Below are 12,273 nucleotides of genomic sequence, written 5' to 3' on the forward strand. Positions count from 1 at the left end.
AGGCCCCCATGCCCATCATCAAGATTCTTCCGCACGCCGAGTACTGCCCGGATGGCAGGTCGGTCACAGCGCCGGCTGGTACTTCGATCTGCGAAGCGCTGCTGGACAACCATATCGACATCGAACACGCCTGCGACCAGGTCTGCGCCTGCACCACCTGCCATGTCATCGTGCGCGAGGGCTTTGCCTCGCTGTCCGAGATGGAAGAGGGCGAGGAAGACATGCTGGACCGTGCCTGGGGCCTGGAGGCCAACTCGCGCCTGAGCTGCCAGGCCATCCTGGGCCAGAAGGACGTGACGGTCGAGATTCCGAAGTATTCGATCAATCACGCCAAGGAAGGCTGAAGCCATGCGCGTGCTGGGTTTCGAGTCGAGTTGCGATGAGACCGGCGTGGCCCTGGTCGAGTTCACCGAGCAGGGCGGCTCACCCAAGCTGCTCGCCGACGCCCTGCACAGCCAGATCTCCATGCACCAGGCTTATGGCGGCGTGGTGCCCGAGCTGGCCTCGCGCGACCATATTCGCCGCGTGATTCCCTTGACCCGCGAGGTCCTGGCGCGTGCCCAGGCCTCGCTGGCCGATGTTGACGTCATTGCGTACACGCAAGGCCCGGGACTTGCCGGTGCCTTGCTGGTCGGCGCGGGCGTGGCTGTATCGCTTGCCGCGGCGCTGGGCAAGCCGACGATGGCGGTTCATCACCTTGAAGGCCACCTGCTTTCGCCCTTCCTGTCCAGCGATCCACCGGAGTTTCCCTTCGTGGCCCTGCTGGTTTCTGGCGGCCACACGCAGCTGATGCGCGTCGATGAAGTCGGCAGCTACGAGCTGCTGGGTGAAACGATTGACGATGCGGCAGGCGAAGCGTTCGACAAGAGCGCGAAGCTCCTGGGCCTTCCCTATCCAGGCGGCCCGCATCTGGCCAAGTTGGCCGAAACCGGCAATCCGGAAGCCTTTGCCTTGCCTCGGCCGCTGATGCACAGCGGCAAGCCTGACTTCAGCTTCGCCGGCTTGAAGACAGCAGTGTTGACGCAAGTGAAGAAACTGGGCGATGCGCCGACCGAGCAGCAGCGGGCTGATCTGGCGGCGTCGACGCAGGCGGCCATCGTCGAGGTGCTTTTGAAAAAGTCTCTGCTGGCCTTGAAGGAATCAGGGCTGAAGCGCCTGGTCGTGGCTGGTGGCGTGGGCGCCAACAGGATGCTGCGCGAACAGTTGAACGCGGCCTGTGCCAAGCGCGGCATCCGCGTTCACTACCCCGAGCTGAGCCTGTGCACCGACAACGGCGCCATGATCGCCATGGCGGCTGCGCTGCGCCTGCAACGCGGCATCGGTGCAACGGCGCCCAGCGGCGGCGGATTCGAGGTCCGGCCGCGCTGGGCCTTGGGCGAAGTCAGCTGACGCTCAGCTCGCCGGCACCGGCCGGCACGCGCTTGGCCAGGGAGAGGGTCAGCACACCGTTCTCCAGCTTGGCGCTGGAGCCGGCCTGGTCGAGTTCCTGGGGCAGGGCAATGCTGCGCGAGAAGCGGGTCACCGAACGCTCACGATGCAGGACGCGCTCGCCATCGGGCAGGGCGACCGGCAGGGCCTGTTCGGCATCGACGCTGACGCGGCGGCCTTCAATGCGGATCTTCACGGCTTCCTTGGCGATGCCGGGCAGGTCCAGCTGCAGGGTGTAGCTCTGGTCACTTTCGGTCACGTCCAGCGCCGGGCTGCGCAGGGCGCGGGCATCGGGGTCGACATTGAACAGGCGTTCGATGCGTTGCGACAGGTCGGCGGAATGGCGGGTCATGGGGATCACAAACATGGTCTTCGCTCCTTGGGAGGGTGGGTTGCAAGGCACGCTGCGGCGCCCATGAATCCCAAACTTGGCCCGCCGAGAGGCCTTTCAAGGGCCTGAAGAAATACAGGTTCGAGGGACTTGGAAGCGGCGCGAGCAGCCCCAAGTCCGATCGCTTGGCCATCTTCCAGGTCACCCCTTCAGGGCAACCCCCAGACTTGGGCTACAATCCGCAGGTTTTGCTGTTTGGCCATTCGTGGCTTGGTAGTGAATCAAGGCACGGCACGGGTCGGTTTCACCTGTGACCGCAAGTTAAAACCTGGAAACCGTCTGCGAGCTAGCATTGCGCTGCCCAGCGGCTTCCGACATCTAGGAACGCACCATGGCAGTCGCCGATATCAAGAAGGCAGAAATCGTCAAGTCGAACGCTCGCAGCGCCAATGACACCGGATCCCCGGAAGTCCAAGTTGCTCTGCTGACCGCTCGCATCAACGACCTGACCCCCCATTTCAAGACCCACGCCAAGGACCACCACGGCCGTCGCGGTCTGCTGAAGATGGTCAACACGCGCAAGAGCCTGCTGTCCTACCTGAAGCGCAAGGACGCTGACCGCTACACCGCGCTGATCCAGAAGCTGGGCCTGCGCAAGTAATCTGGCGACGAAGTGAAAGAGCCTGTCTGGACTGCAAAGCCAGCACAGGCTCTTTGTCTTTCTGAACCGCAGCTGGAGACGAGCTGACGTGGCGACGATGTGTCATTCCATCGGGTTTTGAATCACGAACCCCGATGGAATGGCATCCCGCCAAACCCAGCTTCACTCCCGGTATTGAGCCCGCACCGCAAGCGGCTCGACTCAAGAGGAGATGACATGAGCATGTTCAACAAAGTCACCAAGACCTTCCAATGGGGTCCCCACACCGTCACGATGGAAACCGGCGAGATCGCCCGCCAATCGTCGGGTGCCGTGCTGGTGAACATCGACGACACCGTGGTGCTGGCCACCGTGGTTGCCAAGTCCCAGGCCAAGGCTGGCCAGGACTTCTTTCCGCTGACCGTCGACTACATCGAGAAGACCTACGCCGCCGGCAAGATCCCCGGCAGCTTCTTCAAGCGTGAAGGCCGTCCGAGCGAGCTCGAGACCCTGACCTCGCGCCTGATCGACCGCCCGATCCGCCCGCTGTTCCCGGAGGGCTTCTTCAATGAAGTCCAGGTCGTGGTGCACGTGCTGTCGCTGAACCCTGAAGTCCAGGCCGACATCGCCGCCCTGATTGCTTCCAGCGCTGCCCTGGCCGTTTCCGGCATCCCGTTCAGCGGCCCGATCGGTGCCGCTCGCGTGGGCTATGTCAATGGCGAGTACATCCTGAACCCGGGCAAGACTGCCCTGATCGACTCCAAGATGGACCTGGTCGTCGCCGGCACCGAAGCCGCTGTGCTGATGGTCGAGTCCGAAGCCGACCAGCTGAGCGAAGACGTGATGCTGGGTGGCGTGGTCTACGGTCACGAGCAAAGCAAGATCGCCATCAACGCGATCCACGAGCTGGTGCGTGACGCCGGCAAGCCGGTGTGGGACTGGAAGGCTCCTGCCAAGAACGAGCCCTTCATCGCCAAGGTCAACGGCCTGGCCGAAGAAAAGCTGCGCGCCGCTTACCAGATCCGCTCCAAGCAAGCCCGTACGGAAGCCTGCCGCGCGGTCTACTCGAGCGTCAAGGAAGCCCTGAAGGCCGAAGGCGTTGAGTTCGACGGCGTCGAAGTCGACGGCCTGCTGTTCGAGATCGAAGCCCGCATCGTCCGCGGCCAGATCCTGGCCGGCGAGCCCCGCATTGACGGTCGCGACACCCGCACCGTGCGCGCCATCGAGATCCGCAACGGCGTGCTGCCCCGCACCCATGGTTCGGCCCTGTTCACCCGTGGTGAAACCCAAGGCCTGGTCGTTGCCACGCTGGGTACCGACCGTGACGCCCAGCGCATCGACGCGCTGGCCGGCGAGTTCGAAGACCGCTTCATGATGCACTACAACATGCCTCCGTTCGCCACCGGCGAAACCGGTCGCGTGGGCAGCCCGAAGCGCCGCGAAATCGGCCACGGCCGCCTGGCCAAGCGCGCGCTCATCGCTGCGCTGCCGAGCAAGGAAGACTTCCCGTACACGATGCGCGTGGTCTCGGAAATTACAGAGTCCAATGGTTCCTCGTCGATGGCTTCGGTCTGCGGCGGCTGCCTGGCACTGATGGACGCTGGCGTGCCGATGAAGGCCCACGTGGCCGGTATCGCCATGGGCCTGATCAAGGATGCCAACCGCTTCGCCGTGCTGACCGACATCCTGGGCGACGAAGATCACCTGGGCGACATGGACTTCAAGGTGGCCGGCACGACCGCCGGCATCACGGCCCTGCAGATGGACATCAAGATCCAGGGCATCACCAAGGAAATCATGCAGGTTGCGCTGGCGCAAGCCAAGGAAGCCCGCCTGCACATCCTCGGAAAGATGGTCGAAGCCATGGGCACGGCCAACACCGAGGTGTCGCAGTTCGCTCCGCGTCTGTACACGATGAAGATCAACCCCGAGAAGATCCGTGACGTGATCGGCAAGGGCGGCGCCACCATCCGTGCGCTGACCGAAGAAACCGGCACCACGATCGACATCGGCGAAGACGGCACCATCACGATCGCCTCGACCGACGCCGACAAGGCCGAGCATGCCAAGAAGCGCATCCAGGAAATCACCGCCGAAGTCGAAATCGGCAAGGTCTACGAAGGTCCGATCACCAAGATCCTGGACTTCGGTGCCCTGGTGAACCTGCTGCCCGGCAAGGACGGCCTGCTGCACATCAGCCAGATCGCGCACCAGCGCGTCGAGAAGGTCACCGACTTCCTGAGCGAAGGCCAGATCGTCAAGGTCAAGGTCCTCGAGACGGACGAAAAGGGCCGCATCAAGCTGTCGATGAAGGCCCTGATCGAGCGCGACGCAGCGCCGGCTGCAGAAGCTCCCCAGCAATAAGCTGGCGAAGCGCCGCATCAAGGCAGGACAGCGAGCAAACATGCGCGCCATCGCCATCAGCCGCCCCGGCGGCCCTGAGGTGCTGCAAGTGATCGAGCGCCCGCTGCCGCAAGCCGGAGCGGGCGAATGCCTGATCGCGGTTGAGGCGTATGGCGTCAACCGCCCCGACGTGCTGCAACGCAAGGGCGCCTACCCGCCGCCGCCTGGCGCCAGCGATCTGCCTGGCCTGGAAGTGGCGGGGCGCATCGTCGCTGGTGATGCGGGCGAGCTGGCGGTGGCCGGCTTCAAGCTGGGCGACGCGGTGTGTGCGCTGGTGTCGGGCGGCGGCTATGCCGAAGCTTGCGTAGCGCCGCTGGCTCAGTGCCTGCCGGTGCCCGAAGGCTGGAGCATGGCCGAGGCCGCGAGCCTGCCGGAAACCTTGTTCACCGTCTGGTCGAACTTGTTCGGCCGGGCGGGGTTGAAGGGTGGCGAGACGCTGCTGGTGCACGGTGGCAGCAGCGGCATTGGCGTGACAGCCATTCAGCTGGCAAAAGCCTTTGGAGCGCGCGTGCTGGTGACTGTGGGCAATGACTACAAGGCCGCTGCCTGCCTGAAGCTGGGTGCCGATGTGGCGATCAACTACCGCGAGCAGGACTTCGTCGCGGAAGCCAAGGCCGCCACGGGTGGCCGCGGTGTCGATGTGATCCTGGACATGGTGGCGGGCTCCTATGTGGAGCGCGGTGTGCAATGCCTCGCTGACGATGGCCGCATGGTCATCATCGCGGTGCAGGGTGGTGTGGATGCGAAGTTCGATGCGGGTCAGGTCTTGCGTCGTCGGCTGACGATCAGTGGCTCGACGTTGCGCCCGCGCTCGCTGGCCTTCAAGGCTGGCGTGGCGAAGGAGCTGCGCGAGAAGGTCTGGCCCTTGTTGGTCAGCCGTGCAATCGCTCCGGTCATCTATCGTGAGCTGCCCGCGTCTGAAGCCGCTTCAGCGCATGCGCTGATGGAGTCGGGCGAGCATGTCGGCAAGATCGTGCTGGCCTGGTGAGGATTGAGATATGAGCCAAAGAAGAAAACTCGTCGTCGGCAACTGGAAGATGCATGGCAGCCGCGCTGCCAATGCCGTGTTGCTGGCGGGTCTGAAAGAGGCGGGTCCGTGGAATGCCGATGTGGCGGTCTGCGTGCCTTTCCCCTACATCAGCGAAACCGCGCTGGCATTGACTGGTGTGAGCATCGGCTTCGGCGCGCAGGATTGCTCAGCGCACGAGCAGGGTGCCTTCACCGGCGAGGTGTCGTCAGCCATGCTCCATGACATCGGCTGCCGCTACGTGATCGTCGGTCACTCCGAGCGTCGTGCCTTCCATCGCGAAAGCGACCAGTTGGTGGCTGACAAGGCCAAGGCTGCGCTGGCGCATGGCGTCACGCCCATCGTCTGCGTCGGCGAAACGCTGGCGGAGCGCGAGGCGGGTCAAACCGAGGCCGTGGTCAAGCGCCAGCTGGCTGCGGTGATCCACACGCTGACGCACTGCATCGGCGAAATCGTGGTGGCCTATGAGCCGGTCTGGGCCATCGGCACGGGGCTCACTGCCACGCCCGAGCAAGCTCAAGCGGTGCACCATGTGCTGCGCGCCCAGTTGCATGCCGCCACGCAGAAGGCGGATGCCATGCGCATCCTCTACGGCGGCAGCGTCAAGCCGGACAACGCGGCCCAGCTCTTCGCGCAGGCTGACATCGATGGCGGCCTGATTGGTGGCGCTGCCTTGAAGGCGGCCGACTTTGCAGCGATCTGCCGCGCTGCGCAAACCTGAATGCGAGAGCGCGGCTTTTTGCTGTGCTCGCAATGAATACGAGAAACCTGGAGAGTTTGAAATGCAAGTGATGATGAATATCGTGTTGCTGGTGCAACTGCTGAGCGCGCTGGTGATGATCGGCCTGGTGCTGGTTCAGCATGGCAAGGGTGCCGACATGGGGGCCTCCTTCGGCAGCGGCGCATCGGGCAGCCTCTTCGGTGCTACGGGCAGCGCCAACTTCCTGTCGCGCACCACGGCCGTCTGCGCCACGGTCTTCTTCGTCTGCACGCTGGCCCTGGCCTACATGGCCAACCACCGCGCAAGCGCACCGGCCACGGACTCCGCACAAACCGTGCTGGACCGTGCCGCGCCGGGTGCCGATGCAGCTTCCGCGGCCGCGCTGCCGACGGCTGTGCCGAATGCCCTGCCTGCCGCCTCGGCTGCCTCGAACTGAAGCCACAGTGAGGGACCCGCAAGCGCTGTGACGCCTCTCGCACAGTGCTTGCAATTCTCTTGATCTCACACAGGCGAAAGAGGGCTCGACTCCTCTGGAGCCTCAATATTTCGGTATAGAATGCGAGGCTGTTCGGTAAGCAATCCTCACGCAAGTCGAACAGCAAGGTAATTCAGTAAGTCAGTCGATACGACACGCCGTCGTGGTGAAATTGGTAGACACGCTATCTTGAGGGGGTAGTGGCGAAAGCTGTGCGAGTTCGAGTCTCGCCGACGGCACCAGATTATTCGGTCGGAGCAAGGGCTGGAGCCTTTATGCTACGGCCGTGCGCCCTGTCGCAGCGTGAATGCGTTGCAGGGGACAAGGCGGGCGCGGTCCGTGAGCGATATTGAAGAATACCGCTGGCGGCGCGCCCGTTGCTTTTGCTGATCTGCGGCCCGGAGGTCGTGAGTCAGTTCAACCGAGAGCAATTGCTGTGAGCCTGGATCAGTACCTACCCGTCATCCTCTTCATCTTGGTCGGCGCAGCGGTGGGGATCATCCCCCAGGTCCTGGGCTACATCATGGGCCCGAATCGGCCGGATCAGGCCAAAAACTCCCCTTACGAATGCGGCTTCGAGGCCTTTGACGACGCGCGAATGAAGTTCGACGTGCGCTACTACCTCGTGGCCATTCTGTTCATCCTGTTTGACCTCGAAATCGCCTTCCTGTTTCCCTGGGCCGTGTCCCTGCGTGAAATCGGCGCGACAGGTTTCTGGGCGATGATGATTTTCCTGGGCATCCTCGTCGTGGGCTTTGCCTACGAGTGGAAAAAAGGCGCTCTGGACTGGGAATGATGATGCCCCTCGCCCAATGGGTACATTGGTCGATCCCCCGGAGGGATGCCAGCCTGGCGGCTGGCCACGGGGCCGGCTTGGGAGCGGCCCGGCGCTCGGCCCAAAAGGGCTGCGAACGTTTGAAAGCTTGCTATGGGTATTGAAGGCGTTTTGAAAGAAGGCTTTGTCACCACCTCGGTCGACAAGCTGATCAACTGGTCCAAGACCGGTTCCCTGTGGCCGATGACATTCGGCCTCGCTTGCTGTGCGGTCGAGATGATGCACGCCGGTGCGGCACGCTACGACATCGACCGCTTCGGCATGTTGTTCCGCCCCAGCCCGCGTCAGTCTGACCTGATGATCGTGGCCGGCACGCTGTGCAACAAGATGGCGCCGGCCCTGCGCAAGGTCTACGACCAGATGGCCGAGCCGCGCTGGGTGCTATCGATGGGCTCCTGCGCCAATGGCGGTGGCTACTACCACTACAGCTATTCCGTCGTGCGCGGCTGCGACCGCATCGTGCCGGTGGACGTCTATGTACCGGGCTGTCCGCCCACGGCCGAGGCGCTGCTCTATGGCATCCTGCAGCTGCAGGCCAAGATCCGTCGCGAAAACACGATTGCCCGCGCATGAGCACGAAACTCGACACCCTGCAGGCGGCGCTGCAAGCCGCACTCGGCGAGCGAATCGTCGATTTGAAGAGTGCCCTTGGCGAGCTGACGCTGCGCGTAGCGCCCAAGGACTACTTCGAGGTGGCCACCATCCTGCGTGATCACCCGGAACTGAAATTCGAGCAACTGATCGACCTTTGCGGCCTCGACTACTCCGAGTACGGCAATGGTGGCTACGAAGGCCCGCGCTTCGCCGTCTCCACGCACCTGCTGTCGGTCAGCAAGAACTGGCGCCTGCGCCTGAAGGTTTTCGCTGCTGACGACGACTTTCCCTGCGTTGCCGCCGTCACTCCAATCTGGACGGCTGCCAACTGGTTCGAGCGCGAGGCCTTTGACCTCTACGGCATCATCTTCGAAGGCCATGAAGACCTGCGCCGCATCCTGACCGACTACGGCTTCATCGGCCACCCGATGCGCAAGGACTTCCCGACCTCGGGTCATGTCGAGATGCGCTACGACGCCGAGCAGAAGCGCGTGATCTACCAGCCGGTCACGATTGAGCCGCGTGAAATCACGCCGCGCGTGATCCGCGAAGACAACTACGGCGGGCTGTAAATGTTTGACCCCCACGCTCAACTTCGTTCGCTGCCCCTCGAGGGGGCGCAGGCCTCCCTCGGGGCGGCCCAGCGGGAGTCCTGATTCATGGCCGACATCAAAAACTACACCCTGAACTTCGGCCCGCAGCATCCTGCTGCGCACGGTGTTCTCCGCCTCGTCCTCGAACTCGATGGCGAAGTGATCCAAAGAGCCGACCCGCACATCGGCCTCCTGCACCGCGCCACCGAGAAGCTGGCCGAGAGCAAGACCTATATCCAGTCGCTGCCCTACATGGACCGCCTCGACTACGTGTCGATGATGGCCAACGAGCATGCCTACTGCCTGGCCATCGAGAAGATGCTGGGCCTGGAAGTGCCGATCCGCGCGCAATACATCCGCGTGATGTATGCCGAGATCACGCGTCTGCTGAACCACCTGCTGTGGCTGGGCTGCCATGGCCTGGATTGCGGCGCGATGAACATCCTCATCTACTGCTTCCGCGAGCGTGAGGATCTGTTTGACATGTATGAGGCGGTGTCGGGCGCGCGCATGCACGCGGCCTATTTCCGTCCGGGCGGCGTCTATCGCGACCTGCCGGACGTGATGCCGCAGTACCAGGTCTCCAAGATCAAGAACGCCAAGACGATCGCCCAGCTGAACGAGAACCGCCAGGGCTCGCTGCTGGATTTCATTGACGACTTCTGCAAGCGCTTCCCGAAGAACGTCGACGACTACGAAACATTGCTGACCGACAACCGGATCTGGAAGCAGCGCACCGTGGGCATTGGCGTGGTCACGCCCGAGCGCGCGCTGAATCTTGGCCTCACCGGCGCCATGCTGCGCGGCTCCGGCATCGCCTGGGACCTGCGCAAGACCCAGCCCTACGATGTCTACGACAAGATGGACTTCGACGTGCCGGTCGGCGTGGAAGGCGATACGTACGACCGTTATGTCGTGCGTGTCGAGGAAATGCGCCAGTCCAACCGCATCATCCAGCAATGCGTTGAATGGCTGCGCAAGAACCCCGGCCCGGTCATCACCGACAACCACAAGGTGGCTCCGCCTTCGCGCGTCGACATGAAGTCGAACATGGAAGAGCTGATCCACCACTTCAAGCTCTTCACCGAAGGCTTCCGCGTGCCGGAAGGCGAGGCCTATGCTGCCGTGGAGCACCCGAAGGGCGAGTTCGGCATCTACATCGTCAGCGATGGTGCCAACAAGCCTTACCGCCTGAAGATCCGTGCACCAGGCTTCTCGCATCTGGCGGCGCTCGACGAAATGTCGCGCGGCCACATGATTGCCGATGCCGTGGCCGTGATCGGCACGATGGACATCGTGTTCGGTGAGATCGATCGATGAGTACTGCGATGAGCACTGCTGAATACACCCTGACCGAGGCTACCGCCGCGCGTTTTGCGCGTGAGGTTGCCAAGTACCCGGCCGACCAGAAACAGTCGGCCGTTATGGCCTGCCTGGCCATCGTGCAGCAGGAAGAAGGCTTCGTTTCGCGCGCGAGCGAAGACGCGATTGCCGCCTATCTGGGCATGCCGGCCATCGCCGTGTACGAGGTCACGACCTTCTACAACATGTACAACCAGCAGAAGGTCGGCAAGTTCAAGCTGAATGTCTGCGCCAACCTGCCGTGCCAACTGCGCGATGGTCAAAACGCACTCGACCATCTCTGCCACAAGCTCGGCATCGAGCAGGGCGGCACGACGGCTGACGGCATGTTCACCGTGCAGAAGAGCGAATGCCTGGGTGCCTGCGCCGATGCGCCGGTGATGCTGGTCAACGACCGCCAGATGTGCAGCTTCATGAGCACCTCGCGCCTGGACGAGCTGGTCGACACGCTGCGTGCCCACGCGGCCAAGAACTGAGGGTCGAACTAGCATGCTGGATCTCTCCAAGTTTCAAGCGACAGGCATCGAGACCTGTTTCCACGACCGCCACATCGGCCCGCAGATCTATGCCGGCCTCGATGGCAAGAACTGGAGCCTGAAGGACTACGAAGCGCGTGGCGGTTACGCGGCGCTGCGCAAGATCCTCGGCAAGGACGGCGCTCCGGTCGCTGAAGGCCAGGCGCCCGGCATGACGTCGGACCAGGTGATCGCCGAGGTCAAGGCCTCGGGCCTGCGCGGCCGTGGCGGTGCCGGTTTCCCCACGGGCCTGAAGTGGAGCTTCATGCCCCGCCAGTTCCCGGGCGCGAAGTACCTGGTCTGCAACTCGGACGAAGGCGAGCCGGGCACCTGTAAGGATCGCGACATCCTGATGTTCAACCCGCACATCGTCATCGAAGGCATGGCCATCGCCGCCTACGCGATGGGCATCAAGACGGGCTACAACTACATCCACGGCGAGATCTTCGAGGTCTACGAGCGCTTTGAAGCGGCCCTGGAAGAGGCGCGCGCCGCCGGCCTGCTGGGCGACAACATCCTGGGTTCGGACTTCAGCTTCCAGCTGCATGCCTTCCACGGTTTCGGCGCCTACATCTGCGGCGAAGAAACCGCTTTGCTTGAGTCGCTCGAAGGCAAGAAGGGCCAGCCGCGTTTCAAGCCGCCGTTCCCGGCCAGCTACGGCCTGTACGGCAAACCGACCACGATCAACAACACCGAGACCTTCGCGGCGGTGCCCTGGATCATCCGCAACGGCGGCCAGCCCTATCTGGAGATCGGCAAGCCCAACAACGGTGGCACCAAGATCTTCTCGATCTCGGGCGACGTCGAGCGTCCTGGCAACTACGAGATTCCATTGGGCACGCCGTTCAGCAAGCTGCTGGAGCTGGCCGGTGGTGTGCGCAAGGGCCGCACGCTGAAGGCTGTGATTCCTGGCGGATCGTCGGCCCCGGTGCTGACGGCCGAAGTGATGATGCAGTGCACGATGGACTATGACTCCATCGCCAAGGCCGGCTCCATGCTGGGTTCGGGCGCCGTCATCGTGATGGACGACTCACGCTGCATGGTGAACAGCCTCCTGCGCCTATCCTACTTCTATGCCCACGAGAGCTGCGGCCAATGCACGCCTTGCCGCGAAGGCACGGGTTGGATGCACCGCGTGATCGAGCGCATCGCCAACGGCCAAGGCCGCAAGGACGACCTCGATCTGCTGAACTCCGTGGCCGACAACATCCAGGGCCGCACCATCTGCGCGCTGGGCGATGCCGCCGCAATGCCGGTGCGCGCCATGATCAAGAACTTCAAGAGCGAGTTCGTGCAGATGATCGAACAGGCGCAAAAAACCGCGCAACCCGCGAAGGCGGCTTGAGCCG

14 protein-coding genes and 1 tRNA gene are annotated in these 12,273 nt (G+C 63.3%); 14 read left to right on the forward strand and 1 reads right to left on the reverse strand.

From position 1 onward, the window contains the following. Positions 1-8: 8 nt before the first annotated feature. Both fdx and tsaD read left to right on the forward strand, forming a co-directional pair. Complete coding sequence (fdx, locus tag V3596_RS05570; protein ID WP_334276666.1) at positions 9-344, forward strand: ISC system 2Fe-2S type ferredoxin; 336 nt, start codon at positions 9-11, stop codon at positions 342-344. 4 nt (positions 345-348) lie between these two features. Continuing rightward, positions 349-1,389 carry a tRNA (adenosine(37)-N6)-threonylcarbamoyltransferase complex transferase subunit TsaD gene (gene tsaD, locus V3596_RS05575; RefSeq protein ID WP_334276668.1) on the forward strand — a complete coding sequence of 347 codons (1,041 nt, stop codon included), beginning with the start codon at positions 349-351 and terminating at the stop codon, positions 1,387-1,389. Here the strand turns inward: tsaD and V3596_RS05580 are convergent. Further along, complete coding sequence (locus V3596_RS05580) at positions 1,382-1,795, reverse strand: Hsp20/alpha crystallin family protein (protein WP_334276670.1); 414 nt, start codon at positions 1,793-1,795, stop codon at positions 1,382-1,384. The two genes, tsaD and V3596_RS05580, sit on opposite strands and share 8 nt — an antisense overlap. Before the next feature lie 355 nt (positions 1,796-2,150). Here V3596_RS05580 and rpsO point away from each other — a divergent pair, with 355 nt between their 5' ends. From rpsO to nuoF, 12 genes are all read left to right on the forward strand, one after another. After that, positions 2,151-2,420: a 30S ribosomal protein S15 gene (rpsO, locus tag V3596_RS05585; RefSeq protein ID WP_334276672.1), complete on the forward strand. Its 270-nt coding sequence runs from the start codon at positions 2,151-2,153 to the stop codon at positions 2,418-2,420. A gap of 216 nt (positions 2,421-2,636) precedes the next feature. Continuing rightward, entirely contained in the window at positions 2,637-4,763 is a 2,127-nt protein-coding gene (gene pnp / locus V3596_RS05590) for a polyribonucleotide nucleotidyltransferase (RefSeq protein ID WP_334276673.1), read from the forward strand. A 40-nt stretch (positions 4,764-4,803) separates the two neighbouring features. Continuing rightward, positions 4,804-5,790, forward strand: a complete 987-nt coding sequence (locus V3596_RS05595) for an NAD(P)H-quinone oxidoreductase (RefSeq protein WP_334276675.1) — start codon at positions 4,804-4,806, stop codon at positions 5,788-5,790. Positions 5,791-5,800: 10 nt separating this feature from the next. Further along, positions 5,801-6,550: a triose-phosphate isomerase gene (gene tpiA, locus V3596_RS05600; RefSeq protein WP_334276676.1), complete on the forward strand. Its 750-nt coding sequence runs from the start codon at positions 5,801-5,803 to the stop codon at positions 6,548-6,550. Positions 6,551-6,611: 61 nt separating this feature from the next. Continuing rightward, a complete protein-coding gene (secG, locus tag V3596_RS05605) occupies positions 6,612-6,986 on the forward strand; it encodes a preprotein translocase subunit SecG (RefSeq protein ID WP_334276677.1) in 375 nt (124 codons plus the stop codon). Positions 6,987-7,182: 196 nt separating this feature from the next. Then, positions 7,183-7,267, forward strand: a tRNA-Leu gene (locus V3596_RS05610). 194 nt (positions 7,268-7,461) lie between these two features. Next, positions 7,462-7,821 (forward strand): NADH-quinone oxidoreductase subunit A, encoded by a 360-nt coding sequence (locus V3596_RS05615; protein ID WP_334276678.1) that lies wholly within the window; start codon positions 7,462-7,464, stop codon positions 7,819-7,821. Between the two features lie 132 nt (positions 7,822-7,953). Beyond that, positions 7,954-8,433, forward strand: a complete 480-nt coding sequence (locus V3596_RS05620; protein WP_282825147.1) for a NuoB/complex I 20 kDa subunit family protein — start codon at positions 7,954-7,956, stop codon at positions 8,431-8,433. After that, positions 8,430-9,026, forward strand: a complete 597-nt coding sequence (locus V3596_RS05625) for an NADH-quinone oxidoreductase subunit C (protein WP_334276680.1) — start codon at positions 8,430-8,432, stop codon at positions 9,024-9,026. Before V3596_RS05620 ends, V3596_RS05625 begins: the two co-directional genes overlap by 4 nt. Before the next feature lie 87 nt (positions 9,027-9,113). Then, positions 9,114-10,367, forward strand: coding sequence for an NADH-quinone oxidoreductase subunit D (locus tag V3596_RS05630; RefSeq protein ID WP_334276681.1), 1,254 nt, complete (start codon positions 9,114-9,116; stop codon positions 10,365-10,367). An 8-nt stretch (positions 10,368-10,375) separates the two neighbouring features. Further along, complete coding sequence (locus tag V3596_RS05635) at positions 10,376-10,885, forward strand: NADH-quinone oxidoreductase subunit NuoE family protein (RefSeq protein WP_334276682.1); 510 nt, start codon at positions 10,376-10,378, stop codon at positions 10,883-10,885. 13 nt (positions 10,886-10,898) lie between these two features. Beyond that, positions 10,899-12,269, forward strand: coding sequence for an NADH-quinone oxidoreductase subunit NuoF (nuoF, locus tag V3596_RS05640; RefSeq protein ID WP_334276683.1), 1,371 nt, complete (start codon positions 10,899-10,901; stop codon positions 12,267-12,269). Positions 12,270-12,273: the final 4 nt, after the last annotated feature.

The sequence above is a fragment of the Roseateles microcysteis genome (genome assembly GCF_036880965.1).
GTDB lineage: Bacteria > Pseudomonadota > Gammaproteobacteria > Burkholderiales > Burkholderiaceae_C > JAUASW01.

What these genes read in the sequence shown, in the direction of transcription:
- secG (WP_334276677.1), top strand. Translation starts at nt 6,612, where the DNA reads ATGCAAGTGATGATGAATATCGTGTTGCTGGTGCAACTGCTGAGCGCG.
- tsaD (WP_334276668.1), top strand. Translation starts at nt 349, where the DNA reads ATGCGCGTGCTGGGTTTCGAGTCGAGTTGCGATGAGACCGGCGTGGCC.
- pnp (WP_334276673.1), top strand. Translation starts at nt 2,637, where the DNA reads ATGAGCATGTTCAACAAAGTCACCAAGACCTTCCAATGGGGTCCCCAC.
- rpsO (WP_334276672.1), top strand. Translation starts at nt 2,151, where the DNA reads ATGGCAGTCGCCGATATCAAGAAGGCAGAAATCGTCAAGTCGAACGCT.
- fdx (WP_334276666.1), top strand. Translation starts at nt 9, where the DNA reads ATGCCCATCATCAAGATTCTTCCGCACGCCGAGTACTGCCCGGATGGC.
- nuoF (WP_334276683.1), top strand. Translation starts at nt 10,899, where the DNA reads ATGCTGGATCTCTCCAAGTTTCAAGCGACAGGCATCGAGACCTGTTTC.
- V3596_RS05635 (WP_334276682.1), top strand. Translation starts at nt 10,376, where the DNA reads ATGAGCACTGCTGAATACACCCTGACCGAGGCTACCGCCGCGCGTTTT.
- V3596_RS05620 (WP_282825147.1), top strand. Translation starts at nt 7,954, where the DNA reads ATGGGTATTGAAGGCGTTTTGAAAGAAGGCTTTGTCACCACCTCGGTC.
- V3596_RS05630 (WP_334276681.1), top strand. Translation starts at nt 9,114, where the DNA reads ATGGCCGACATCAAAAACTACACCCTGAACTTCGGCCCGCAGCATCCT.
- V3596_RS05625 (WP_334276680.1), top strand. Translation starts at nt 8,430, where the DNA reads ATGAGCACGAAACTCGACACCCTGCAGGCGGCGCTGCAAGCCGCACTC.
- V3596_RS05595 (WP_334276675.1), top strand. Translation starts at nt 4,804, where the DNA reads ATGCGCGCCATCGCCATCAGCCGCCCCGGCGGCCCTGAGGTGCTGCAA.
- tpiA (WP_334276676.1), top strand. Translation starts at nt 5,801, where the DNA reads ATGAGCCAAAGAAGAAAACTCGTCGTCGGCAACTGGAAGATGCATGGC.
- V3596_RS05580 (WP_334276670.1), bottom strand. Translation starts at nt 1,795, where the DNA reads ATGTTTGTGATCCCCATGACCCGCCATTCCGCCGACCTGTCGCAACGC.